Annotated in this window: 23 protein-coding genes; 9 read left to right on the top strand and 14 right to left on the bottom strand. The window is 61.1% G+C overall.

The features are described 5' to 3' along the window. Window positions 1–76 precede the first annotated feature (76 nt). Window positions 77–1,446 (top strand): IS3 family transposase gene (locus M1E16_RS04215; RefSeq protein WP_458129275.1). Its coding sequence is split into 2 segments (ribosomal slippage): window positions 77–550 and window positions 553–1,446, totalling 1,368 coding nucleotides; the frame shifts between segments, so codons are not numbered across the junction. Window positions 1,447–1,551: 105 nt separating this feature from the next. On the opposite strand, the gene trxB is transcribed toward M1E16_RS04215, so the two are convergent. Continuing rightward, window positions 1,552–2,514, bottom strand: coding sequence for a thioredoxin-disulfide reductase (trxB, locus tag M1E16_RS04210; protein WP_212799028.1), 963 nt, complete (start codon window positions 2,512–2,514; stop codon window positions 1,552–1,554). Window positions 2,515–2,824: 310 nt separating this feature from the next. On the opposite strand from trxB, the gene cysZ reads away from it, so the two are divergent. After that, entirely contained in the window at window positions 2,825–3,583 is a 759-nt protein-coding gene (gene cysZ / locus M1E16_RS04205; RefSeq protein WP_434569783.1) for a sulfate transporter CysZ, read from the top strand. A 39-nt stretch (window positions 3,584–3,622) separates the two neighbouring features. Then, window positions 3,623–4,822, top strand: coding sequence for a glycosyltransferase family 4 protein (locus M1E16_RS04200; protein ID WP_458129274.1), 1,200 nt, complete (start codon window positions 3,623–3,625; stop codon window positions 4,820–4,822). A 128-nt stretch (window positions 4,823–4,950) separates the two neighbouring features. Here M1E16_RS04200 and M1E16_RS04195 read toward each other — a convergent pair whose 3' ends face one another. From M1E16_RS04195 to M1E16_RS04185, 3 genes are all read right to left on the bottom strand, one after another. Beyond that, complete coding sequence (locus M1E16_RS04195) at window positions 4,951–6,054, bottom strand: NADH:flavin oxidoreductase (RefSeq protein WP_458129273.1); 1,104 nt, start codon at window positions 6,052–6,054, stop codon at window positions 4,951–4,953. Between the two features lie 249 nt (window positions 6,055–6,303). Beyond that, on the bottom strand, window positions 6,304–6,786 hold the full coding sequence (locus tag M1E16_RS04190) for a glutathione peroxidase (protein WP_434695835.1): 483 nt from the start codon (window positions 6,784–6,786) through the stop codon (window positions 6,304–6,306). Window positions 6,787–6,901: 115 nt separating this feature from the next. Further along, window positions 6,902–7,387, bottom strand: coding sequence for an FKBP-type peptidyl-prolyl cis-trans isomerase (locus M1E16_RS04185; RefSeq protein WP_305496761.1), 486 nt, complete (start codon window positions 7,385–7,387; stop codon window positions 6,902–6,904). On the opposite strand from M1E16_RS04185, the gene M1E16_RS04180 reads away from it, so the two are divergent. Genes M1E16_RS04180 through M1E16_RS04170 form a run of 3 tightly spaced genes read left to right on the top strand, consistent with a single transcriptional unit; the run spans window position 7,356 to window position 10,763 of the window. Beyond that, the gene (locus M1E16_RS04180; RefSeq protein WP_305496763.1) at window positions 7,356–7,694 is read left to right on the top strand and encodes a DUF3565 domain-containing protein; all 339 of its coding nucleotides are present in this window, start codon (window positions 7,356–7,358) and stop codon (window positions 7,692–7,694) included. The two genes, M1E16_RS04185 and M1E16_RS04180, sit on opposite strands and share 32 nt — an antisense overlap. Before the next feature lie 60 nt (window positions 7,695–7,754). After that, window positions 7,755–9,854 carry a phosphate acetyltransferase gene (pta, locus tag M1E16_RS04175; protein ID WP_305496764.1) on the top strand — a complete coding sequence of 700 codons (2,100 nt, stop codon included), beginning with the start codon at window positions 7,755–7,757 and terminating at the stop codon, window positions 9,852–9,854. After that, window positions 9,855–10,763 carry an acyltransferase gene (locus M1E16_RS04170; RefSeq protein WP_434695836.1) on the top strand — a complete coding sequence of 303 codons (909 nt, stop codon included), beginning with the start codon at window positions 9,855–9,857 and terminating at the stop codon, window positions 10,761–10,763. It begins immediately after the preceding gene. Window positions 10,764–10,955: 192 nt separating this feature from the next. On the opposite strand, the gene cysN is transcribed toward M1E16_RS04170, so the two are convergent. The 3 genes from cysN to M1E16_RS04155 all read right to left on the bottom strand — a co-directional run bounded on the left by cysN (window position 10,956) and on the right by M1E16_RS04155 (window position 14,810). Beyond that, window positions 10,956–12,854, bottom strand: coding sequence for a sulfate adenylyltransferase subunit CysN (gene cysN / locus M1E16_RS04165; protein WP_434699511.1), 1,899 nt, complete (start codon window positions 12,852–12,854; stop codon window positions 10,956–10,958). 9 nt (window positions 12,855–12,863) lie between these two features. After that, window positions 12,864–13,781, bottom strand: a complete 918-nt coding sequence (cysD, locus tag M1E16_RS04160) for a sulfate adenylyltransferase subunit CysD (RefSeq protein ID WP_007912374.1) — start codon at window positions 13,779–13,781, stop codon at window positions 12,864–12,866. 270 nt (window positions 13,782–14,051) lie between these two features. Then, the gene (locus M1E16_RS04155) at window positions 14,052–14,810 is read right to left on the bottom strand and encodes a Nif3-like dinuclear metal center hexameric protein (RefSeq protein WP_434626075.1); all 759 of its coding nucleotides are present in this window, start codon (window positions 14,808–14,810) and stop codon (window positions 14,052–14,054) included. A gap of 104 nt (window positions 14,811–14,914) precedes the next feature. Here M1E16_RS04155 and algW point away from each other — a divergent pair, with 104 nt between their 5' ends. From algW to M1E16_RS04140, 3 genes are all read left to right on the top strand, one after another. Beyond that, window positions 14,915–16,075, top strand: a complete 1,161-nt coding sequence (algW, locus tag M1E16_RS04150) for a Do family serine endopeptidase AlgW (protein WP_305496771.1) — start codon at window positions 14,915–14,917, stop codon at window positions 16,073–16,075. Between the two features lie 248 nt (window positions 16,076–16,323). Next, window positions 16,324–18,429 carry a TonB-dependent siderophore receptor gene (locus M1E16_RS04145; protein WP_458129272.1) on the top strand — a complete coding sequence of 702 codons (2,106 nt, stop codon included), beginning with the start codon at window positions 16,324–16,326 and terminating at the stop codon, window positions 18,427–18,429. A 14-nt stretch (window positions 18,430–18,443) separates the two neighbouring features. Beyond that, the gene (locus M1E16_RS04140) at window positions 18,444–19,163 is read left to right on the top strand and encodes a DUF4198 domain-containing protein (protein ID WP_434569792.1); all 720 of its coding nucleotides are present in this window, start codon (window positions 18,444–18,446) and stop codon (window positions 19,161–19,163) included. A gap of 202 nt (window positions 19,164–19,365) precedes the next feature. On the opposite strand, the gene hisC is transcribed toward M1E16_RS04140, so the two are convergent. The 7 genes from hisC to M1E16_RS04105 form a co-directional block, all read right to left on the bottom strand. Then, window positions 19,366–20,418, bottom strand: coding sequence for a histidinol-phosphate transaminase (gene hisC, locus M1E16_RS04135; protein WP_458129271.1), 1,053 nt, complete (start codon window positions 20,416–20,418; stop codon window positions 19,366–19,368). Window position 20,419: 1 nt separating this feature from the next. Then, window positions 20,420–21,757 (bottom strand): histidinol dehydrogenase, encoded by a 1,338-nt coding sequence (gene hisD, locus M1E16_RS04130; RefSeq protein WP_434695842.1) that lies wholly within the window; start codon window positions 21,755–21,757, stop codon window positions 20,420–20,422. Window positions 21,758–21,881: 124 nt separating this feature from the next. Continuing rightward, on the bottom strand, window positions 21,882–22,517 hold the full coding sequence (gene hisG, locus M1E16_RS04125) for an ATP phosphoribosyltransferase (protein ID WP_305496776.1): 636 nt from the start codon (window positions 22,515–22,517) through the stop codon (window positions 21,882–21,884). 129 nt (window positions 22,518–22,646) lie between these two features. Then, on the bottom strand, window positions 22,647–23,912 hold the full coding sequence (gene murA, locus M1E16_RS04120; protein WP_434569795.1) for a UDP-N-acetylglucosamine 1-carboxyvinyltransferase: 1,266 nt from the start codon (window positions 23,910–23,912) through the stop codon (window positions 22,647–22,649). Between the two features lie 22 nt (window positions 23,913–23,934). After that, entirely contained in the window at window positions 23,935–24,174 is a 240-nt protein-coding gene (locus tag M1E16_RS04115) for a BolA family protein (protein WP_007953556.1), read from the bottom strand. 114 nt (window positions 24,175–24,288) lie between these two features. Continuing rightward, window positions 24,289–24,594 (bottom strand): STAS domain-containing protein, encoded by a 306-nt coding sequence (locus tag M1E16_RS04110; protein WP_458129270.1) that lies wholly within the window; start codon window positions 24,592–24,594, stop codon window positions 24,289–24,291. A gap of 8 nt (window positions 24,595–24,602) precedes the next feature. Then, window positions 24,603–25,256: an MlaC/ttg2D family ABC transporter substrate-binding protein gene (locus M1E16_RS04105; protein WP_305496782.1), complete on the bottom strand. Its 654-nt coding sequence runs from the start codon at window positions 25,254–25,256 to the stop codon at window positions 24,603–24,605. Window positions 25,257–25,262 lie beyond the last annotated feature (6 nt).

Raw genomic sequence — 25,262 nt, 5'->3', positions numbered from 1 at the left:
CGCGAGCAAGCTCGCTCCCACAAGGTGGACTGCACCCCAAAAGTTAGACACTAACCTGACTTTTGGCGGTGTTTCCATGGGCAAATTTTCTCTTCAGTTCAAAATTACGGCCATTGAGGCTTATATCAATGGCAATGAAGGCTTTCGAAAGGTAGCTCACCGCTACTTGATCGACTACAGCCTGCTTCGGCGCTGGGTCGCCACCTATCAGGCTCGAGACAGTGCTGGGCTGCAATCGCATGGTCACCATTACAGCGCGGCCTTTAAACGCTCAGTCATCCAATGCATGCAAAAAGAGCGGCTCTCACATCGGGAAGTCGCCGCGCGGTTCGGGCTCGGTCAGTCCTCGCAGGTGGGCATTTGGGAGCGGCAGTACTACAGTGGCGGTCTTCCTGCCCTGATCGTACCCAAGAGAAAAAAGGCTGTTGTCATGCCCAAAAAAACGCCTGTCCCTGATCACTCCCAACCCGTGGAGGACGATTCGAAGAGCCGAGAGCAACTGAAGGCCGAACTCGAATACCTACGTATGGAGAACGCTTACCTAAAAAAGCTCGAAGAGGTAAGGGAGGCTTCGAAGAGGAGTCGCCCCGGGAAAAAACCATCTCCGTAATGGCGTTGAGATCCAGGTTTCCTCTGGACAGTCTGCTGAAGTTAGCCAATCTGGCCCGCAGCACGTTCTATTACCAGGTCAGCGCCCTTCAGAAACCTGACAAATATGCCTCGCTGAAAACGAAGATCCGCGACCTCTACGACCAGCACGAAGGGCGATTTGGCTATCGCCGCATCGCTTTGGCGCTTCAAAAGAAAGAGTCGGTCAGTGAAAAAATGATTCAGCGCCTGATGGACCGCATGGGCCTTAAATCCTTGGTGCGTCCCAAAAAGTATCGATCCTACAGAGGGCAAGTTGGAACCATCGCGGCGAATCTTCTGGAGCGTAATTTCGTCGCGCAACGGCCCAATCAGAAATGGGTAACGGACGTCACCGAATTCAAAGTCGGATCAAAGAAGCTCTATCTATCGCCGGTAATGGATTTGTACAACGGCGAGATCATCGCCTATGAAACCGCCCCGCGCCCATGCTTTGCCTTGGTGACCGGAATGTTGGAAAAGGCCTTCGAGCGCCTGCAAGGGCCGTCTCATCTGCTGCTGCACTCTGACCAGGGCTGGCAGTATCAGCAACCTCGCTATCAGCATGCGCTCAAGGAACGCGGCATAAAGCAGAGCATGTCACGTAAGGGAAATTGCCTCGACAACGCGGCGATGGAGAGTTTTTTCGGCACCCTGAAGTCCGAGTTTTTCTACCTCAAACGCTTTGAAAATCTGGAAGAGCTGAATGTAGGGCTGGACGAGTACATCAGTTATTACAATCATGAGCGGATCAAATCGAAGCTCGGTGGACGAAGCCCTGTGGAATACAGGACTCAATCCGTGGGCATGTGGCAGTAGACCGTCCAACATTTTGGGGTCAGTCCAAGGGCTCGGCATCCACCCGTTGGTCATGTGACAGGCATAAAAAAACCGGCCGAAGCCGGTTTTTTATTGCCCGATGGATCAGAACGAAACGTTCTGCAAGCCATCCAGGTAACGCTCGGTGTCCAGGGCCGCCATGCAACCGGCGCCGGCCGAGGTGATCGCCTGGCGGTAGACGTGGTCGGCCACGTCGCCGGCCGCGAAGATACCTTCGACGCTGGTGGCCGTGGCGTTGCCGTCGCGACCGCCCTTGACCACCAGGTAGCCGTCCTTGAGCTCCAGCTGGCCTTCGAACAACGAGGTGTTCGGCGTGTGGCCGATGGCGATGAAGACGCCGTCGACCTTGATCTCGTCAAAGCTGCCGTCGTTGTTCTTCAGGCGGGCACCGGTCACGCCCATGTTGTCGCCCAGCACTTCGTCCAGGGTCGCGTTGAGCTTGAGGATGATCTTGCCTTCGGCGACGCGGGCGTTGAGCTTGTCGATCAGGATCTTCTCGGCGCGGAAGGTTTCGCGACGGTGGATCAGCGTGACCGTGCTGGCGATGTTGGCCAGGTACAGCGCTTCCTCGACTGCGGTGTTGCCGCCACCGACCACGGCGACCGGCTTGTTGCGGTAGAAGAAACCATCGCAGGTGGCGCAGGCGGACACGCCTTTGCCCATGAAAGCTTCTTCCGATGGCAGGCCCAGGTAGCGGGCGCTGGCGCCGGTGGCGATGATCAGGGCGTCACAGGTGTAGGTCGCGCTGTCGCCGGTCAGGGTGTAGGGCTTGGCGGCGAAATCCACGGCGTTGATGTGGTCGAAAACGATCTCGGTCTCGAAGCGCTCGGCGTGTTCCTTCATGCGTTCCATCAAGGCCGGACCGGTCAGGCCATGGACATCACCCGGCCAGTTGTCGACTTCAGTGGTGGTGGTCAACTGACCGCCGGCCTGCATGCCGGTGATCAGCAACGGCTTGAGGTTGGCACGTGCCGCATAGACCGCGGCGCTGTAACCGGCAGGGCCGGAACCGAGGATAATCACTCGCGAATGACGGACTTCAGACATGACCTGCTCCTGTTGACCGGACCCTGCGGCCCGGAACGCCGGCTATGCGGCGGGAATAAAAAAGGACTGTGGATGCACTTGGGGAAGGCTTGGTTCGACAGTCCTGAAAAAGATTGGGTGCAGCGTATCGAGGGAGCGAAGATTAAGGAAATACGGTTTAACAATCCAGCTCATAGGTGAGCTCTATCCGCGGCAGCGCTCCCGATAGCTGCGATCCTGCGCTAAACCTTTGTTACACACAGTGTCGTGGCTTTCGCGCACCGAGCAAAGCCGGTAAGGTCGGCGCGTCCACCTACCCTCGGAGCCACCTATGCCCGCCGCCCCTGTCCTGTCCGGCCCGCAATATTTGCGAGAAGGACTCAAACTGGTCCTGAGCCCAAGCCTGCGCCTGTTTGTCTTGTTGCCGCTGGCGATCAATCTGGTGTTGTTCGTCGGGCTGATCTACCTCGCCGGTCACCAGTTCAGCCTGTGGGTCGACACGCTGATGCCGTCGTTGCCGGATTGGCTGAGCTTTCTCAGCTACGTGCTCTGGCCATTGTTCGTCGTCCTTGTCGTACTGATGGTGTTTTTCAGCTTCACCATGCTCGCCAATATCATTGCGGCGCCCTTCAATGGCTTTCTCGCCGAGAAAGTCGAGGTAGTGGTTCGCGGCACCGATGATTTCCCCGCGTTCAGTTGGGGCGAGCTGGTTGCGATGATCCCGCGTACCCTGGCCCGGGAGGCGCGCAAGCTCGGCTATTTTCTACCCCGGGCCCTGGGGCTGTTCGTGCTGTCATTCATCCCGGTGATCAATATCGTCGCCGCACCGCTGTGGCTGCTGTTCGGCATCTGGATGATGGCGATCCAGTACATCGACTACCCGGCGGACAACCACAAACTGGGCTGGAACGAGATGCTCGCCTGGCTGCGGGAAAAACGCTGGCAGAGCCTGGGCTTCGGCGGCAGCGTTTACCTGGTGTTGCTGATCCCCTTCGTGAACATTTTGATGATGCCGGCGGCGGTGGCCGGGGCGACGCTGTTCTGGGTGCGCGAACAAGGTGCCGAGACCGCTTTGGCCCGTCAGGGCTGAGCCGTCACAAATCCATCATCCTGGCGTCACAATGACGAAATGGCCCCGGTCGACACTGGGGTCATGACCACACTCCTGCACGTTACCCTCGTCACCGAAACCTTTGCGCCGGAAATCAATGGCGTAGCCAACACCCTGGGTCGTCTCTACGACGGCTTGCGTGCCCGCGGGCACCGGGTGGAACTGATCCGCCCCCGCCAGGCCGGGGACCAGGGCCTGGCCAGTGACGAGCAGTTGCTGCTATGCCGGGGCTGGCCTTTGCCCGGGTATCCGGGGCTGCAATGGGGGCAGGCGTCGATGCACAAGTTGCTCAGGCGCTGGAAACGTCATCGCCCGGACGTGCTGTATATCGCCACGGAAGGCCCGCTGGGCTTGTCCGCGCTACGAGCAGCGCGGCGCCTGGGGATTTCGGTGGTCAGCGGCTTTCATACCAATTTCCAGCAGTACACCCAGCAATATGGCCTCGGCTTGCTAAGTCGCGGGCTGACCCATTACCTGCGCTGGTTCCACAACCGCTCCAGCCTGACACTGGTGCCCAGCCTCAGCCAGCGTCTGGAACTGGAACGCCGGCATTTCGAACGCGTGGCGTTGCTGTCCCGCGGCGTGGACAGCCAATTGTTCCATCCAGCCAAACGATCCACAGACCTTCGTGAAACGTGGGGCCTGGGCGAGGACGACATTGCAGTAATCCATGTCGGACGCCTGGCGCCGGAGAAAAACCTCGGGCTGCTCAAGCGCAGTTTCGACACGCTGAGTAGCGCCTTCCCGACACGGCGAATCAGACTGGTGATAGTCGGTGACGGCCCGCAGCGGCCCGCCCTCGAACAGCTATTGCCCGAGGCGATCTTTTGCGGCGCACAGCGTGGCGAAGCGCTGGCTGCGCATTATGCGTCCGGGGACATGTTTGTCTTTCCGAGCCTGACCGAAACCTTTGGCAACGTCGTGCTCGAAGCACTTGCCTCGGGGCTGGGCGTGGTGGCCTACGATCAGGCTGCGGCGGCGCAGCACATCCGTCACGGCTATAACGGCGTGCTGGCGATGCCAGGGGATGAAGAGGCTTTTTGCGACGCGGCCCGCTGGCTGCTGGAAGAGCGCGAGGCCTTGCGTTGTGTGCGGCTCAATGCGCGCCAGCATGCCAGTCGCCAGGGCTGGGCATCGGTGATCGAGCAGTTCGAGGCGCAGTTACGCGGGGTTTGTGTGGGTGAGCAGGTGCTGCCTGCGGCGCCGACGGTGCGTTGAGCTTCGGTGATTTTGAAATCGCCTTCGCGAGCAGGCTCGCTCCCACATTGGATCTCGGTCAAACATAAGATGTATGTTCACTGAGGATCGGATGTGGGAGCGAGCCTGCTCGCGAAGGCAGGCGCCACTCAGACCAACGTCATCAACGCCTCGCGGCTGAACGGCAGAATCTCCTGTTCGCGCCCTTCCCGCACTTTCTGCGCCCAGTCCGGATCCACCAGCAGCGCGCGCCCCACCGCCACCAGATCGAATTCCTCCTTGTTCAGGCGCTCGAGCAGATTCTCCAGGCTGGCCGGTTGCGCAACCTTGTCGGTGCTCACCATAAATTGCAGGAACTCACCATCAAGGCCGACGCTGCCGACGGTAATGGTGGGCTTGCCCGTGAGCTTGCGGGTCCAGCCGGCCAGGTTCAGGTCCGAGCCTTCGAATTCCGGCTCCCAGAAGCGACGCGTAGAACAGTGGAAGATATCCACGCCGGCATCCGCCAGGGGCTTGAGAAATTCTCCCAGCGCTTCGGGCGTCTGCACCAGGCGCGCGGTGTAGTCCTGCTGTTTCCATTGGGAAAAACGGAAAATAATCGGGAAGCCCTCACCTACCGCAGCCCGCACCGCGCGAATCAGCTCGATCGCGAAACGCGAACGGTTGGCCAGGCTGCCACCGTAACCGTCGGTGCGCTGGTTACTGCCTTCCCAGAAAAACTGGTCCACCAGGTAACCGTGGGCACCGTGGATTTCCACCCCGTCCATGCCAATGCTCTGGGCGTCTTTTGCCGCTTGGGCGAATGCCGCAATGACCTCGTCGATGTCCGTCTGGGTCATGCCATGGACCACGACCTGGCCGTCCTTGAGTTTTTCAGTCGGGCCGTAGCCCGGCACGGTGCCATCCGGCTCGGTGCCGAGGCGCCGCACGTTGCCCACATGCCACAGTTGCGGAACAATCTTGCCGCCTTCGCTGTGCACGGCATCGACCACTTTTTTCCAGCCGGCCAGCGCGGCGTCGCCGTAGAAGTGCGGTACGTTCGGATAGCCATTGGACGCCTGATGGCCGACCGTGGTGCCCTCGGTGATGATCAGGCCGACCCCAGCCGCCGCGCGACGACGGTAATACTCGATCACCTTGGAGTTCGGCACTCCGCCAGGCGAAAAGGAGCGCGTCATCGGCGCCATCACGACCCGGGTCGGCAATTCCAGCGCGCCGAGATGAAAGGGTTTGAACAGGGCTTTTACAGGCATGGGGCACTCCATGAAAACGAGGTCACAGATCGGATATGACGACGATAATATGGGGCATGCACAGCGCTGGGTAGCACTATTGATTGGAGTGATTAAGGATCAAAAGGCCGCGCTGAGGTATGGGCTCAAGCATCCCGTGGCGAGGGAGCTTGCTCCCGCTGGGCTGCGAAGCGGCCCTGGCTTCTGGCGGTCGCTACGCAACCGAGCGGGAGCAAGCTCCCTCGCCACGGAGCAATCACAAGCTGAGCTTCAAGCCAGCGCTTTTTCAATCGCCTGGATGACCGAAGGATCATCCGGCGACGTGCGCGGCGAGAAACGCGCCAGCACCCGGCCGTCCTTGCCGAGCAGGAATTTTTCGAAGTTCCAGGTGATGTCCCCGGGAAACTCGGCGCCTTCACCCGCCAACAGACGGTACAGCTGGTGACGGTCGTGGCCGTTCACTTCCAGCTTGCTCGACAGCGGAAACGTCACGCCGTAATTGAGGCTGCAGAATTCCTGGATCTCCTGCTCGGTTCCCGGCTCCTGGCCGGCGAACTGATTACAGGGCAGGCCCAGCACGCTGAACCCCTTGTCCTTGTATTGCTGATAAAGATTTTCCAGCGCCGCGTACTGAGGCGTCAGGCCACATTTGGAGGCGACGTTGACCACCAGCACGACTTGGCCCTTGAATGGCGCGAGGGGAAGCTCCTGACCATCCAGGGCTTGCAGTTTAAGGTCGTGGAAAGCACTCATGACGAACTCCAGGGTTTGCGGATCTTTTCGAAACAGCCATGGGCGATGCTAACAGCAAGCGACTAAAAAGGCGCCATAGGGCGCCTCTCCAGTCAACTTGAGCGTAGCGCAGAAATCAGTGCTGATGGCCGCCTTCACCATGGACGTGGCCATGGGCGATTTCTTCCTGGCTGGCATCACGGATGTCGACGATCTTGACCTGGAAGTTCAAGCGCTGACCGGCCAACGGGTGGTTGCCGTCGACAGTCACGTCGTCGCCGTCGAGGTCACGGATAGTGACGATCTGCATCTGGCCATCAGGCGCCGAAGCGTGGAACTGCATGCCCACTTCCAGCTCATCCACGCCTTCGAACATGCTGCGGCTCAGGGTGCTGACCAGCTCGGCGGAATATTCGCCATAAGCGTCTTCCGGCTCAACGGCCACTTTCAGCTCGTCACCGGTGGTTTTGCCTTCCAGGGCTTTTTCCAGGCCCGGGATGATGTTGCCTGCGCCATGCAGGTAGACCAGCGGAGCGCCGCCGGCGGAGCTGTCGATGACCTCACCAGCGTCGTTGGTCAGGGTATAGTCGATGGAGACAGCCTTATTGGCGGCGATCAGCATGGGGCGAGACCTTTTGCATAAGAATGAAGAACGGACAAGTCTAAACAAGGATTTGCCCGAAAGCGAACGGAACCCGGACAAACGGGCTAGCTCGAACAGACCAACGGTCACCGGTTTCCATCAGGATGAGGACGGGCACTGGGTGGCCGAGCTGTCCTGCGGCCACACCCAGCACCTGCGCCACCAGCCACCGTGGCAATCCCGGGCCTGGGTGCTGGACCCGGCGCAACGTATTGAAAAAATAGGCCAGCCCTTTGATTGCGGCTGGTGCGCTCAAGGCCCGGTTAGCGCTAACCTTGGCGACTGAATTGACGGTAGACAGCCAGTCATAGGCTGCAGCCTTGCCATGCCCCTCTAGAGAATCCGCATGCAGACTTTTTTTATCGCGCCCACCGACTTTGGTGTGGGTCTGACCTCCATCAGCCTCGGGCTGGTGCGTACCCTCGAACGGGCCGGGCTGAAAGTCGGCTTTTTCAAACCCATCGCCCAGCCCCACCCTGGCGATACCGGCCCGGAACGCTCCACCGAACTGGTGGCCCGTACCCACGGCCTCAAGCCACCGCAACCACTGGGCCTGGCCCATGTGGAGCGCATGCTAGGCGATGGCCAGCTCGATGAATTGCTGGAAGAAATCATCACCCTCTATCAACAGGCCGCGATCGGCAAGGACGTGCTGGTCGTCGAGGGCATGGTCCCGACCCGCAGCGCCAGCTACGCCGCCCGGGTCAACCTGCACCTGGCCAAGAGCCTGGACGCCGAGGTGATCCTGGTGTCGGCGCCGGAAAACGAAGTGCTGACCGAACTGTCCGGTCGTGTCGAGTTGCAGGCGCAACTGTTCGGCGGGCCGAAAGATCCGAAGGTCCTCGGCGTGATCCTCAACAAGGTGCGCACCGACGAAAGCATGGAAGCGTTTTCAGCACGGCTCAAGGAGCACTCGCCCTTGCTGCGCAGCGGCGACTTCCGCCTGCTCGGCTGCATCCCTTTTCGCCCCGAACTCAACGCCCCGCGCACCCGCGACGTGGCCGACCTGATGGGCGCGCAGGTGCTCAACGCCGGCGATTACGAAACCCGGCGCATGAGCAACATCATCATCTGCGCCCGCACCATGCGCAACACGGTGGAGCTGCTCAAGCCCGGCGTACTGGTGGTCACCCCGGGCGATCGCGATGACATCATCCTGGCCGTGAGCCTGGCGGCGATCAACGGCGTGCCGCTGGCCGGCCTGCTGCTGACCAGCGACACCCTGCCCGACCCGCGCATCATGGACTTGTGCCGAGGCGCCTTGCAGGCGGGGTTGCCGGTGCTGTCGGTGAGCACCGGCTCCTACGACACCGCCAACCTGCTCAACAGCCTGAACAAGGAAATCCCCATCGATGACCGCGAACGCGCGGAGATCATCACCGATTTTGTTGCCAGTCACCTCGACGCCAACTGGCTGCACCAACGCTGCGGCACGCCCCGGGAAATGCGCCTGTCGCCGGCGGTGTTCCGCTACCAACTGATCCAGCGCGCCCAAGCGGCCAACAAGCGTATCGTCTTGCCCGAAGGCAGCGAACCGCTGACCGTACAGGCGGCGGCGATTTGCCAGGCCCGAGGCATCGCCCGTTGCGTGCTGCTGGCCAAGCCGGCCGACGTCGAAGCGGTGGCCCGCGCCCAAGGCATCGAACTGCCGCCTGGGTTGGAGATTCTCGACCCGGATACGATCCGCGAGCGCTACGTGGAACCCATGGTGCGGCTGCGCAAAAGCAAGAGCCTGAACGCACCGATGGCCGAGCAGCAACTGGAAGACACCGTGGTGATCGGCACCATGATGCTGGCGCTGGACGAAGTCGACGGGCTTGTCTCGGGGGTCATCCACTCCACCGCCAATACCATTCGCCCGGCGTTGCAATTGATCAAGACCGCACCCGGCTGTTCGCTGGTGTCCTCGGTATTTTTCATGCTGTTTCCCGAGGAAGTACTGGTCTACGGCGACTGCGTGATGAACCCGCACCCCAGTGCAGCGGAGCTGGCCGAAATCGCCCTGCAAAGCGCCGATTCAGCCGCAGCGTTCGGCATCACGCCACGGGTGGCGATGCTCAGCTATTCCAGCGGCGAATCGGCCAGCGGTGAAGAAGTGGAGAAGGTCCGCGAAGCCACCCTGTTGGCCCACGAGGCACAACATGGCTTGCTGATCGATGGCCCGTTGCAATACGACGCCGCCGCCAACGAGGCCGTGGCCCGGCAATTGGCGCCCAACAGCCAGGTAGCCGGCCGCGCCACGGTGTTCATTTTCCCGGACCTGAACACCGGCAACACCACCCACAAGGCCGTGCAGCGCAGCGCCGACTGCGTCAGCCTCGGGCCGATGCTGCAAGGCCTGCGCAAACCGGTGAACGACCTGCCGCGCGGCGCCCAGGTCGATGACATCGTGTACACCATCGCCCTGACAGCGATCCAAGCCGCCAACCGACCTCTGGACATTTAAATGCTGGATTTCCTGCCTGCCCCCGTGCGCGGCGTCATTGCCTCGCTGCTGTTGGCGCTGAACACCATCGCCTGCTGTACGCCGCTGTTCGTCGTGGCGATCTTCAAGCTGTTGCTGCCCTTCCCCGCCGCCCAGCGTTTCACCGACTGGCTGATGAGCCACATCCATGAAGCCTGGATCAGTAACAACAAGGCCTGGATGAACCTGGTACGCCCTACCCGCTGGTACCTCAGCGGCCTGGAAGGCCTGGACTACCAGCACTCGTACCTGATCACCAGCAACCACCAGAGCTGGGTCGACATCATGGTGCTGCAATACGTGCTGAACCGACGCATCCGCCCATTGAAGTTCTTTCTCAAGCAGGAGCTGATCTGGGTGCCGGTGATCGGCCTGGCCTGGTGGGCGCTGGGGTTTCCGTTCATGAAGCGTTATTCCAAGGCGTATCTGGAAAAGCATCCGGAGAAGAAAGGCAAGGACCTGGAAACGACCCGCAAGACCTGCGCGAAGTTTCGCAACAACCCCGTGGGCATCTTCAATTTCGTCGAAGGCACGCGCTTCACCGAGGGTAAGCATGCCCAGCAACAATCACCGTTTCGCTACCTGCTCAAGCCCAAGGCCGGCGGCATCGCGTTTGTGCTTGATGCGATGGGCGAGCAGCTGGAGTCGATCATCAACGTGACGATCCATTATCCGGGCGGCCGTCCGGGCTATTGGGATTTGCTCTGCGGCAACGTTGGCGAGGTGGTGGTGCATTTCCAGGAGTTGAAGATCCCACCGCAGTTCATTGGTAAAAGCTACGATCAGGATGGGGAGTATCGCCTGGAATTCCAGGGTTGGATCAATCAGTTGTGGCAGGACAAGGATGCGCTGCTTGAGCAGATGCATCGCGAATTTCCAAACCGCCGCTGATTCCTTTGTGGGAGCGAGCCTGCTCCGGGCGGCGATCCGACGAAGGCGTTGGATCAGTCACATCTACTTAGACTGACGCACCGCTTTCGCGAGCAGGCTCGCTCCCACACTGGACCGGGGGTGTTCTCTCGAGAAATAAAAAGCCCGCGGATGATCACTCATCTGCGGGCTTTTTAGTTACAGCGGCGAGGCTTAGATCGCCCCACGCTTGCGCAGCAGATCCAGCACCTGCTTGACGCTCTCTTCCAGGGTCAGCGACTGGGTGTCGATCACCAGATCAGCATCCAGCGGCACGTCGTACGGGAAGGACTCGCCCGGGATGTTGTCGCCGGCGGCGGCGTACAGCCCTTGCGGATCACGCTGGGCGCACACCGTTGGCGAGGCCTGGACATAGACCGTTAGCAGGCGCTCGCGGCCGATCAGGTCCTTGGCCTGCTCGCGCCCTTCGGCACTCGGTGCAACGAAGGCGGCCAGGGTCAACAGGCCCGCTTCGTTGAACTGACGGGCGACGTGAGCCGCACGACGCCAGTTCTCGGTGCGCCCGGCACGGTCCTGCGGCAAGCCTTTGTTCAGGTCGTGGCGCAGGTTTTGACCATCGAGCACGAACACCGCGCGACCCATGTCGAACAGCTTGCGCTCTACCGCATAGGCGAGCGTGCTCTTGCCCGCGCCCGACAGGCCGCTGAACAGCACGGTGGCCGGCTGCTGGCCGAAACGCTGGGTGCGTTCTTCCACCGACACGTGGGCCAGTTTGCCGTGGTGCGTGCTGCTGCCGTGGGCCAGCGGCTGGGCGACGATCATGCCGGCACCGACGGTGCCGTTGGTCAGGCGGTCGATGATGATGAAGGCGCCGGTGGTGCGGTTGCTCTCGTAGCCGTCCAGGGCGATCGGCGCGTCCAGAGCAATCTTCACCTTGCCGATTTCGTTGAGCTGCAACGCGCTGGCCGGACCTTCTTGAAGGGTGTTCACATCGACCTTGTTGACGATGCTGGCAATCGAGCCGGGCACGTAACTGGTGGCGCGCTTGATGTCGTACTTCTTGCCCGGCAGCATCGGCTCTTCGGCCATCCACACCAGCATCGCTTCGAAGCTGTCGGTCACCGGCGGAACGTTGTCGGCGTGTACCAGCAGGTCGCCACGGGAGATATCAATCTCGTCTTCCATGGTCAACGTCACAGCCTGGCCCGGGCCGGCGTGTTCCAGCTCGCCTTCGAAGGTGACGATGGATTTCACGCGGCTGCTCTTGCCCGACGGCAGCACCACGACTTCGTCGCCCTTGTGCACGATGCCGCTGGCAAGGGTGCCGGCGAAACCGCGAAAGTTCAGGTTCGGACGGTTGACGTACTGCACCGGGAAACGCAGGTCGGTGAAGTTGCGGTCGCCCGCCACTTCCACGGTCTCGAGAATTTCCATCAGCGACTGGCCGGTGTACCACGGCGAACGCTCGGACCTGTTCACCACGTTGTCGCCCTTGAGCGCCGACATCGGCACGAAGTGCATGCTGGTGGGCTTCATCTTCAAGCCTTCGGCGAACTTCAGGTAGTCGGCCTTGATCGACTCGAATACGCCCTGGTCGAAGTCCTTGAGGTCCATCTTGTTGATGGCCACGACGATGTGCTTGATGCCCAGCAACGAGGCAATGAAGCTGTGGCGGCGGGTCTGGGTCTGCACGCCGTAGCGGGCGTCCACCAGGATGATCGCCAGGTCACAGGTGGAGGCACCGGTGGCCATGTTGCGGGTGTACTGCTCATGGCCGGGCGTGTCGGCGATGATGAATTTACGCTTGGCGGTGGAGAAATAGCGGTAGGCGACATCAATGGTGATGCCTTGCTCGCGCTCGGCCTGCAGGCCGTCGACCAGCAACGCCAGGTCGATGTCGTCACCGGTGGTGCCGACTTTCTTCGAATCGCGAGTGATCGCTTCCAGATGATCTTCGTAGATCATCTTCGAGTCGTGCAGCAGGCGCCCGATCAGGGTGCTCTTGCCGTCGTCGACGTTACCGCAGGTCAAAAAGCGCAGCAGCTCTTTACGTTCGTGCTGGCCCAGGTAGGCGAGGATGTCCTCGCTGATCAAATCAGATACGTGCGACATGACAACCCCTTAGAAATAACCCTGACGTTTCTTGTCTTCCATCGAGCCTGCGCCATCGTGGTCGATGACCCGGCCCTGGCGCTCGGAAGTTCGCGTCAGGAGCATTTCCTGAATGATGTCCGTCAGGCTTTCGGCCTCGGACTCCACCGCGCCCGTCAACGGGTAGCAGCCAAGGGTACGGAAACGCACTTTCTTCTTGACGATGCGCGCCTTGTCTTCGTCGGACAGGTGCTCGAGGATGCGCTCGTCGTCGATCATGATCAGCGTGCCGTTCTTCTCGATCACTTCACGCTCGGCGGCGAAGTACAACGGCACGATCGGGATGCCTTCGAGGTAGATGTACTGCCAGATGTCCAGCTCGGTCCAGTTCGACAGCGGGAAGACGCGGATCGACTCGCCCTTGTTGACCTTGCCGTTATAGACGTTCCACAGCTCGGGGCGCTGGTTCTTCGGGTCCCAGCGGTGCTTGCTGTCGCGGAACGAGTAGACGCGCTCCTTGGCGCGGGACTTCTCTTCATCGCGACGGGCGCCGCCGAATGCAGCGTCGAAACCATGCTTGTCGAGCGCCTGTTTCAGGCCCTCGGTCTTCATGATGTCGGTGTGCTTGGCGCTACCGTGAGTGAACGGGTTGATGTTCTGCGCGACGCCGTCCGGGTTGATGTGGGTGATCAGGTCCAGGCCCAGTTCTTCGACCATCTTGTCGCGGAACTTGTACATCTCCTGGAATTTCCAGCGGGTGTCGACGTGCATCACCGGAAACGGCAGCTTGCCGGGGAAAAACGCCTTGCGTGCCAGGTGCAGCATCACGGCGGAGTCTTTACCGATGGAGTACAGCATCACCGGGTTATCGAACTCGGCGGCCACCTCGCGGATGATGTGGATGCTTTCCGCCTCCAGCTGTTTCAGATGCGTCAGTTTGTCGACCATGGCTACTCACGAAAGCTTTCTTATGAACGGCCAGCGGGCCGTGTTCGAGCGGGGAATCCTAGCACAGCGACCTCTTCTAATCAGGGCGCCAACTAGATCGAAACAGCATATGGATATGCCCAGTGGTTCGGGCCCCGCACATGCTTTTCTGTGGGAGCGAGCTTGCTCGCGATGACGGAGTGTCAGCTACATTAATGTCGACTGATCCGCCGCTATCGCGAGCAAGCTCGCTCCCACAGGGGCTACAACTCCCCGCAGGGATATAAACAGTCAGATCGGGTTTGGGCAATCGATGAAGATATGCTCCAGCGCGAAGCGTCGCGCCAGATAGTCACCCAGCGCCTGGACGCCATAGCGCTCGGTCGCATGATGCCCGGCGGCAATGAAGCTGATCCCGTTCTCCCGGGCGCTGTGGAAGGTCTGCTCCGACGCTTCGCCGCTGAGATACAGGTCAACCCCGGCGAGTACCGCCTGATCGATGTAGCCCTGGCCACCGCCGGTGCACCAGCCGACCCGGCGGATCATCTGCTCGCCTTCGATCAACAACGGCTCGCGCCCCATCACTTCCTGGACCTTGCGAGCGAAATCCCGGGGCGTCATCGGCTCGGACAAGGAGCCGACCAGGCCGACGATTTTCGGATTGTCCGGATCCAGCGGCCCCTCGACGGTGATGTCCAGTTGCCGGGCCAGTTGCACGTTATTGCCCACCTCGGGGTGCAGATCCAGCGGCAAGTGGTAAGCCAGGAGACTGATGTCGTGCTTGAGCAGCGTTTTCAGGCGCCGCTGCTTCATGCCGGTGATGCACGGATTCTCGCCCTTCCAGAAATAACCATGATGCACCAGCACCAGGTCGGCGCTGGCCTCCACGGCGGCGTCGAGCAGCGCCTGGCTGGCGGTCACGCCGCTGACGATGCGCATCACCTGCGGCGCGCCCTCGACCTGCAAGCCATTGGGGCAGTAATCGGCGACCCGGCTGCTTGCCAGGTATCGGTCCGCTTCTTCAACCAGGGTGCTCAGGGCTACGGCCATAAAAAGACTCCTAAATATCCCGTTCAGAGGCGTGCGCGGCCTCGTATAATGCGCGACATTATGGGCGGTCCCATTCCGCCTGCAACCTCTGTAGGACGTGCTTAATGCTCAAGGCGCTGCGTTTTTCCGGCTGGCCGCTGTTGGCCGGCGTACTTGTCGCACTACTGATTATCCAGCGCTACCCGGAATGGGTCGGCTTGCCAAGCCTCGACGTCAACCTGCAACAGGCACCGCAGGCCAAGGCTCCGCAGCAGGGCCCCGTGTCCTATGCGGATGCGGTGACCCTCGCCGCGCCGGCGGTGGTCAACCTGTACACCACCAAGGTCGTCAACAAGTCCGGTCACCCGCTGTTCGAGGACCCGCAATTCCGACGCTTCTTTGGTGACAATTCCCCCAAGCAGAAGCGCATGGAATCAAGCCTGGGCTCGGGCGTCATCATGAGCCCGGAAGGCTACATCCTGACCAACAACCACGTCACCAGTGGTGCCGACCAGATCGTGGTGGCACTCAAGGACGGTCGTGAAACCCTGGCGCGGGTGATCGGCAGCGACCCGGAAACCGATCTGGCCGTGCTGAAGATCGATTTGAAAAACCTGCCGGCAATCACCATCGGCCGTTCCGACAGCATCCGTATCGGCGACGTGGCCCTGGCGATCGGCAACCCGTTCGGCGTCGGCCAGACCGTAACCATGGGGATCATCAGCGCCACCGGTCGCAACCAGTTGGGCCTGAACAACTACGAGGATTTCATCCAGACCGACGCCGCGATCAACCCCGGCAACTCCGGCGGTGCGCTGGTGGATGCCAATGGCAACCTCACCGGGATCAATACGGCGATCTTCTCCAAGTCCGGTGGTAGCCAGGGCATTGGCTTTGCCATTCCGGTGAAGCTGGCCATGGAGGTGATGAAGTCGATCATCGAGCATGGCCAGGTGATTCGCGGCTGGCTGGGCATTGAAGTCCAGCCGCTGACCCAGGAGCTGGCGGAGTCCTTTGGCTTGTCCGGGCGCCCCGGCATCGTCGTGGCGGGAATTTTCCGCGACGGTCCGGCCCAGAAAGCCGGCCTGCAATTGGGCGACGTGATCCTCAGCATCGACGGCGAACCGGCCGGCGACGGCCGCCGCTCGATGAACCAGGTGGCGCGGATCAAGCCCACCGATAAGGTCACCATCCAGGTGATGCGCAACGGCAAGGAGCTCAAGCTCACCGCCGAGATCGGCCTGCGTCCACCGCCGGCACCGGTGGTGCTCAAGGAAGAAGAGTAACCATCCATTGCCCTGTGGCGAGGGAGCTTGCTCCCGCTGGGTCGCGCAGCGGCCCTAAAACCTGTCACCTCAAAACTATCAGACCGACCGCATCCGATCGGCCGCTTCGCCCGAAGCGTCGGACCGACCCAGCGGGAGCAAGCTCCCTCGCCACAAAAACTATCCGCGAATCGCAGGAGCCAGAAATAGCATAAATTCTCATTAGTAGTGTTATATTGTTTCAATACTAAAAATTGGAACAACATAACATGTCATCCTTCAAACGGATTTCCGCTGCCAGTATCGCTCTGGGCCTGCTCGGTGATCCCGCCTTCGCCGAAGAAATCCAGCCCCTGGAACTGGACGCCATCAACGTCACGTCCGAGTACGAATCCCCTACCGGCCCCGTTTCAGGTTATCGCGCCACCCGCTCCGCCAGCGCGACCAAAACCGACACCGCCCTGCGTGACGTTCCGCAATCCATCAGCGTGATTCCTGCCAGCGTGCTCAAGGACCTGGGCAGTACCAGCGTCGAACGGGCGCTGGAATATGCCGGTGGCGTATCGAAGCAGAACAATTTCGGCGGCCTGACGCTTTATGAATACAGCGTGCGCGGCTTTACCACGTCGGAGTTCTACAAGGACGGCTTCAGCGCCAACCGCGGTTACCCAAGCACCCCGGACGCCGCCAATATCGAACGCATCGAAGTTCTGAAGGGCCCGGCGGCCAGCCTTTATGGTCGGGGAGACCCTGGCGGGACGGTGAACATTGTCACCAAGAAGCCCCAACCCGAAGCCTTCACCACACTGCAGACCAGCGCCGGCAGCTGGGACCGCTATCGCACCGCGCTGGACGTCAATACGCCACTGGACGCCGAAGGCAACCTGCTGTCGCGAGTAAACCTGGCGGTGGAGGACAACCACAGCTTCCGTGATCACGTCGACAGCAAGCGCGTCTTCGTGGCCCCGTCCATCAGTTGGCAACTGAGCCCGGACACTCGACTGCTGGTGGAAAGCGAAATCGTGCGCCACAGCTCGACGTTCGATCGCGGCATCGTCGCTCCGAATAATCGCTGGGGTGGCGTCTCCCGCTCGACTTTCCTCGGCGAACCCAACGACGGCGACATCGACAATCACAACAATATGCTCCAGGCCGCCCTTGAGCATCAGCTCAACGATACCTGGCAACTGCGTCTCGCCAGCCATTACAAGCAGGGTGAACTCTGGGGCTTCGCCTCAGAGGCGCGCGCCCTGAACGCCGACGGCCACACCGTGAACCGCCGCTACCGCGAGCGCGACAACGATTGGCACGACAGCATCACTCAGTTGGAACTGCGCGGCCAGTTCGACCTCGGCCCCTGGCAACATGAACTGCTGATCGGTACGGAATACGAGGACTACCGCAAGAACGAGCGCGTGACGACCATCGCCGGCAGCGCTTATCCCATCGACATCTACAACCCGATCTACGGCCAGCCGAAACCCAACGGTACGCGCTCCGGCACGGACTTCTTCGAGCATGTCGAAAGCAGGGCCCTGAACCTGCAGGACCAGATCGTCTTCAATGACAAGCTGCGCGGCCTGCTTGGCGTGCGTTACGAGCACTTCGAGCAAAGCATCGACAACCATGTCAACGACGTCACCAGTCGCCAGCGCCATGACGCCCTGACGCAACGCGCGGGGCTGCTGTATCAACTGACGCCTGAAGTCGGGCTGTTCGCCAACGCCTCCACTTCGTTCAAGCCCAATAACGGCCTGGATGCCGGCGGCAAGACCTTCGACCCGGAGGAAGGTGTCGGTTATGAAGTCGGAATCAAGAGCGAACTGTTCGACGATCGCCTGAGCACCACCCTGGCGGCTTTTCATATAGAAAAGGAAAACGTCCTGACCCAAGTCGCCGGAACCGACTTCAGCCGCGCCGTGGGCAAGGCCCGCAGCCAGGGCATCGACCTCCAGGTCACCGGCCAGGTGACCGACGCCGTGCGGGTAATTGGCGCCTTCGCCTACATCGATGCCGAAGTGACCAAGGGCGACGAACAGATTCCCGACGGCAGCCGAATCCTCGGCGTTGCCAAGCGCAGCGGCAGCCTGCTTGGGGTCTACGAATTCCAGGACGGCCACCTGCGCGGCTCGGACGTTGGCGCGGCGTTCACTTACGTCGGTGATCGCTCGGGCGAGGCCGGCAAGGACTTCGAACTGCCGGCCTACCACACCGTGGATCTGCTGGCCCATTACAAGGCCAGTGACAACGTCACCGTCGGCCTGAACCTGAACAACGTCCTCGACGAAAAATACTACGAACGCTCCTACAGCAATTACTGGGTCACCCCCGGCGATCCGCGCAACTTCACTGTCAGCCTCACCCTCGATCTATAAAAAGGAAAATCAGCATGAAATACCCCAAGACCTTTGCCCTGCTCGGCATGCTCCTGGCTATCGACGCCTCGGCCCATGGCCTGTGGACCGAACAACGCCGCGGCAATATCGAGGTGATCTACGGCCACGGCGCCGAAGACAACGCCTTCAAGGCGCAGAAAATCAGTGGCGCCTGGGCCTACGACCTCGGCGGAAAGATGATCCCGGTCACGGTAGAGCGTTTGTCGGACCACGCGCGCCTGCAGCCGCTCAAGCCGCCGGCCGTGCTGGCGGTCGCCCTGGACAACGGCATGTGGTCGCAGACCGCCGACAAGAAATGGATCAACGAAGGCCGCAGCAAAGTGCCTGGGGCGATTGAATCAACCCAGACCTTCAAGTACAGCCTGGCGATCTACGAGCCGGGCGCCAAGCTGCCGAAGCTCGAACCGATCAAGTTCGTGATTCTGCCGGAAGTCGACCCGCTGACCGTCGGCCCCGGCCAATCGTTGCCGGTGCGGGTGCTGCTCGATGGCAAACCGGCGGCCGGTGTGAAGCTGGTGGGCGACTACCGCAGCGCACCGAACACCGTGAGCACTGAAACCGACGCCGAAGGCCGGGCCAAGGTGCTGGTGCGCAATGAAGGTTTGAACGTGATCGCCGCAAGCATGGAAATCCCGCTCAAGGACAACAAGGACGTGGCGACACGCGGGGTGTTTACTTCGCTGACATTCCTCGGTGAGCCGCATCACGAGTGAAGTCGAAAACTGCGGAGCTGAGCCGACGCCTTCGCGAGCAGGCTCGCTCCCACAGGGATTTACAAGTTTTGCCGACCTTTTGGACACCCTGAAACACATGTGGGAGCGAGCCTGCTCGCGAAAGCATCAGTTCAGCCACCCTTGAAGTGGCAGACAGTCAACCATCGCGAGCAAGCTCGCTCCCACAGGGCAGCGCTGAAGGTTAGAGCTCGCCCATAGCCTCGATCAGTGCCTGGTTCTGCTCCGGTGTGCCGATGCTGATCCGCAGGAACTGGGCGATGCGCGCCTGCTTGAAGTGCCGCACGATCACGCCCTGCTCGCGCAGTTTCGCCGCCAGCCCCGCCGCGTCATGTCGGGGGTGACGGGCGAAGATGAAGTTGGCCGCCGACGGCAGTACTTCAAAACCCTTGGCTTCAAGCTGCCCAACTACCCATTCGCGATGCTCGATGACCGACCGGCAGGTCTGGTCAAAATACTCGCGATCATCGAACGCTGCCGCGCCGCCGACATTTGCCAGGCGATCCAGCGGGTAGGAGTTGAAGCTGTTCTTGATCCGCTCCAACGCTTCGATCAAGTCCGGATGGCCCACCGCCAGGCCCACGCGCAGCCCCGCCAGCGAGCGTGACTTGGACAGGGTTTGTGTCACCAGCAGATTCGGATAACGATCCACCAGGCTGATGGCCGTTTCGCCGCCGAAATCGATATAGGCCTCATCGACCACTACCACTGAATCCGGGCTGGCCCTGAGGATCTGTTCCACCGCGTCCAGCGCCAGCAGGCAACCGGTCGGCGCATTCGGGTTGGGGAAAATGATCCCGCCATTGGGCTTGGCATAGTCTGCCGGGTCGATCCGGAATTGTTCATCCAGCGGCACCGCATCGAACTGGATACCGTACAGCCCGCAATAAACCGGATAGAAGCTGTAGCTGATGTCCGGGAACAACAACGGCTGATCGTGCTGCAACAAGCCGTGGAAAATGTGCGCCAGCACTTCATCCGAACCGTTGCCCAGGAACACCTGGTTGGTCTGCACTGCGTAATACCGGGCCACGGCGGTTTTCAACAAATCACTGTTGGGGTCCGGATACAGGCGCAGATTGTCGTTCAGCTCGGCCTGCATCGCGGCCAGGGCCTTGGGCGATGGGCCGTAGGGATTTTCGTTGGTGTTGAGCTTGACCAGCCGGGTCAGCTTCGGCTGTTCGCCCGGCACGTAGGGCACCAGGTTCTTGACGAACGGGCTCCAGAATTTACTCATTTCAGTTCCCCTGCCCTTCAATGGATGGCTCGTCAAGAATGCGGTACTCGGCGCTACGGGCGTGGGCGCTCAGCGATTCGCCGCGGGCCAGCACCGAAGCGGTCTTGCCCAGTTCGGACGCGCCCTGCTCGGAGCAGAAAATGATCGACGAACGTTTCTGGAAATCGTAAACGCCCAGCGGCGACGAGAAACGCGCGGTGCCGGAGGTCGGCAGCACGTGGTTGGGGCCCGCGCAATAGTCACCCAATGCCTCGGACGTGTGACGGCCCATGAAGATCGCACCGGCATGGCGAATCTTCGGCAGCCAGGCTTGCGGGTCGGCCACCGACAACTCCAGGTGTTCCGGCGCGATGCGGTTGGCGACCTCGATGGCCTGCTCCATGTCTTCGACCTTGATCAGCGCTCCACGGCCATTGATCGAGGTGTTGATGATCTCGGCGCGGTCCATGGTCGGCAGCAGCTTGGCGATACTGGCAGCGACCTTGTCGAGGAACCCGGCATCCGGACTGACCAGGATGGCCTGGGCATCTTCGTCGTGCTCGGCCTGGGAAAACAGGTCCATGGCGATCCAGTCCGGGTCGGTCTGGCCGTCGCAGACCACGAGGATCTCCGAAGGGCCGGCGATCATGTCGATGCCGACCTGGCCAAATACGTGGCGCTTGGCGGTGGCAACATAAATGTTGCCCGGCCCGACCACCTTGTCGACCCGCGGCACGCTTTCGGTGCCATAGGCCAACGCAGCCACGGCCTGCGCACCGCCGATGGTGAACACTCGGTCGACGCCGGCGATGCAGGCGGCCGCCAACACCAGTTCGTTGATTTCCCCGCGTGGAGTCGGGACGACCATGACCACTTCGGTCACGCCAGCCACCTTGGCCGGAATCGCGTTCATCAACACCGAAGACGGATAGGAGGCCTTGCCACCCGGCACATACAGGCCGGCGCGGTCCAGCGGCGTGACCTTCTGGCCAAGCACCGTGCCATCGGCTTCGGTGTAGCTCCAGGAATCCTGCTTCTGTCTTTCGTGATAGCTGCGCACGCGGGACGCAGCTTTTTCCAAGGCTTCGCGCTGGGGCACGGTGATTCGGGTCAGGGCCAGCTCCAGGCGCTCGCGCGGCAGGATCAGGTCGGCCATCGAGGCGACTTGCAGGCCGTCGAACTTCTGGGTGAACTCCACCAGTGCGGCATCACCACGCTCGCGCACGGCTTTGATAATGTCGAGCACACGCTGATTGACCGAGTCGTCGGACACACTCTCCCAGCTCAGCAGATGATCCAGATGATGTGCGAAATCCGGGTCGGCAGCGTTGAGTCGGCGAATCGAGGTGGGAGCGGTCATGGCGAGGGCCTCATTAATGGCAAATGCTCAGGCGCCCTAAGCTACCAGTCCATTCGCGTGGGCACCTGAGAAAATTGGCTATGACGCGGATAGACGGGCGCGACGCAGAAGTCGCGCAGGTGAATCAGCCGCGGTGTCGCGATTCCACTGCCTTGCGCAGGGTATCGATCAAGGCCTGGATGCGGGCGTGCTGCATTTTCATCGAAGCCTTGTTGACGACCAGCCGGGAGGTGACGTCGGCGATGAAATCCTGCGGCTCAAGACCATTGGCCCGCAACGTATTGCCGGTGTCGACGACGTCGATGATTTTGTCCGCCAGGCCGATCAGCGGCGCCAGCTCCATCGAGCCGTAGAGCTTGATGATGTCGACCTGACGGCCTTGTTCGGCGTAGTAACGCTTGGCAATGTTGACGAACTTGGTCGCCACCCGCAGGCGGCCCTTGGGCTCGGGGGCGCCGACCTTGCCGGCGGTCATCAGCTTGCAGCGGGCGATCCGCAGGTCCAGCGGCTCGTAAAGGCCCTGGCCGCCATACTCCATCAGCACGTCCTTGCCGGCTACGCCCAGATCGGCGGCGCCATGTTCCACATAGGTCGGCACATCGGTGGCGCGCACGATCAACAAGCGCACGTCGGCCTGGGTCGTGGGAATGATCAGCTTGCGGCTCTTGTCCGGATTCTCGGTCGGCACGATGCCCGCTTCGGCCAGAAGCGGCAGGGTGTCGTCAAGGATGCGGCCCTTGGACAGTGCGATGGTCAACATGGGAAGCGTCAGTCCTTATCAAGGTACTCATGCCTGGTCGCAAGCGGCGCCAGACAGACATCGAGGGTGCAACCACCCTCGATGTGAAACGAAATCAGAGGGCACTTCCGTGTGCCCGTTCAGCCGGTACTAGCCCGGTACGCGACGGATCTTGGCGCCGAGCATCTGCAGCTTCTCTTCGATGCACTCGTAGCCACGGTCGATGTGGTAGATGCGGTCGATCAGCGTGTCGCCTTCGGCAACCAGTGCAGAGATGACCAGGCTGGCCGAAGCCCGCAGGTCGGTCGCCATGACAGGCGCGCCTTTCAGTTTTTCGGTCCCGGTGACGATGGCCGTGTTGCCTTCGACCTGGATCCTGGCGCCCATGCGGTGCAGCTCGTAGACGTGCATGAAACGGTTTTCGAAGATCGTCTCGATCACCGCGCCCGTGCCTTCGGCAATGGCGTTGAGGGAGATGAACTGCGCCTGCATGTCAGTCGGGAACGCCGGGTATGGAGCGGTCCGCACGTTGACGGCTTTCGGCCGCTTGCCGTGCATGTTCACTTCGATCCAGTCTTCACCGCAGGTGACTTCGGCACCGGCTTCCTTGAGTTTTTCCAGGACGGCTTCGAGGATGGTCGGATCGGTGTCCTTGACCTTGACGCGACCACCTGTGACGGCGGCGGCTACCAGGTAGGTGCCGGTTTCGATACGGTCCGGCATCACTTTATAGGTGGCCGAGTGCAGGCGCTCGACGCCATCGATGGTGATGGTGTCGGTGCCGGCGCCGCTGATCCTGGCGCCCATGGCGATCAGGAAGTTCGCCAGGTCGACGACTTCAGGCTCGCGGGCAGCGTTTTGCAGCACGCTGCGGCCCTTGGCAAGGGCGGCGGCCATCATGATGTTTTCGGTACCGGTCACGCTGACGGTGTCGAAGAAGAAATGCGCGCCACGCAGGCCGCCTTCAGGCGCCTTGGCCTTGATGTAGCCGCCTTCGACGTCGATCACCGCGCCCATGGCTTCGAGGCCACGGATGTGCAGGTCCACCGGACGCGAACCGATGGCGCAACCGCCAGGCAAGGCGACTTCGGCTTCACCGAAACGAGCGACCATCGGGCCGAGTACCAGGATCGACGCACGCATGGTCTTCACCAGTTCGTACGGCGCGATCAGGGTCTTGATGGTGCGCGGGTCGATTTCGACGCTGAGCTTCTCGTCGATCACAGGCTCGATGCCCATGCGACCGAACAGCTCGATCATCGTGGTGATGTCGTGCAGGTGCGGCAGGTTGGCCACGGTCACCGGGCCATCGCACAGCAGCGTCGCGGCCAGGATCGGCAGGGCGGAGTTCTTTGCCCCGGAAATACGGATTTCGCCATCAAGACGAACGCCGCCGGTAATAATCAGTTTATCCATAAGAATCTCGAGGCCCTTGGGCTCAGGTGCGCTCGGCCCAGGCCGCGCTGCTGAAAAATTTCATCGTGACCGCGTGGATGCTGCCATCAGCAATCCATGGGTTCAAATGGGCATAGATGCTCTGCTGACGCTTCACTGGGCTCAACGCCGCCAGTTCATCGCTGATCACGTTCAACTGGAAGTTACAGCCTTCGCCTTCAACTTCCACCTGCGTACCAGGCAGCTTTCCTTCAAGGAAGCTCTTCACTTCTACAGCCTGCATGCTCAACCTCAATCGGCGCCCTGTGCGCACGGGTCGCACATCATACAAAAAAGCCCCGCGCCTGCGAACCCCGCGAAGCAGGACTCTGACAGGGGGCTCTTCCAGCGATGTGGGTCAGGGATGCGCCAACAGCTCGGTCAATTCGCTGACCTGGGCTATTTCGCGCATGTCTTCGGGCATCCCGCGGATGCTCCACGTCTTGCCGGCGGCCCTGGCGTCGCGCATGAAGCACAGCAGCAGCGACAGGCCGACGCTGCTGGACTTCTGCACGCCCGAACAGTCGATAACCAGCTCCGCAGTCTTCGCGGACTCGATCAGCGCCTGGCCCTGCTTGCGCAATCCAGGGCCGGTACGGTAATCGAGCACGCCGCTGAGCAGCAGCTCGCCGGCCTCGCTCAGGCGAACGGCCGATTCACTCACCGGCTCATTCATTGTTGCTGCTTCTCTTGGGCGTCTTCGGCAACTTCCTTGGCCTTGGCGACTTCACCGGCCCAACCGTTGATGGTCTTGTCCAGGTCATTGCCATTGCGCTGCATCGCATCGGCGAACTGGTCACGGAACAACTTGCCAATGTTGATACCGTTGATAATCACGTTGCGTACTTTCCACTCGCCGTTGATTTTCTCGAGTGTGTAGGAAACCGGGTAAACGGCGCCATTGTTGCCCTTGACCGTCATGCCGACGCTGGTGCGCTCGCCTGACTCATCCTTGGCCGGGTCGACCGTGATCCCCTGGTTGTTGTACTCGAGCAAGGCGTTGCCATAGAACTGGAACAGGCTGCGCTTGAAGTTTTCCTGGAAGCGGGTCATCTGCGCGGGCGTAGCCTTGCGCGAATATTTGACGGTCATGATGCTCTTGGAAATACCGTCGGCATCCACCACCGGCCCGACGATACGATTCAAGGACTCGTAGAATGCGCCCGGGTCCTGCTTGTACTTTTCCTTGTTCGCCGACAGATCGGCCAACAGTTGGTCGGTGGTCGTCTTGATGATGTCGTGCGCCGAAGGCGCCGCCACGGCGTTGCCCATCAGCGGCAGCGCCGCCAGCAGGACCAGCAGGCTGCGTCGCAGGATAGAGATCATTCAAAA

The organism is Pseudomonas sp. Z2-11, from assembly GCF_054161305.1.
Note: the sequence above shows the minus strand (reverse complement) of the source record. Positions and strands in the feature narration are given on the sequence as shown.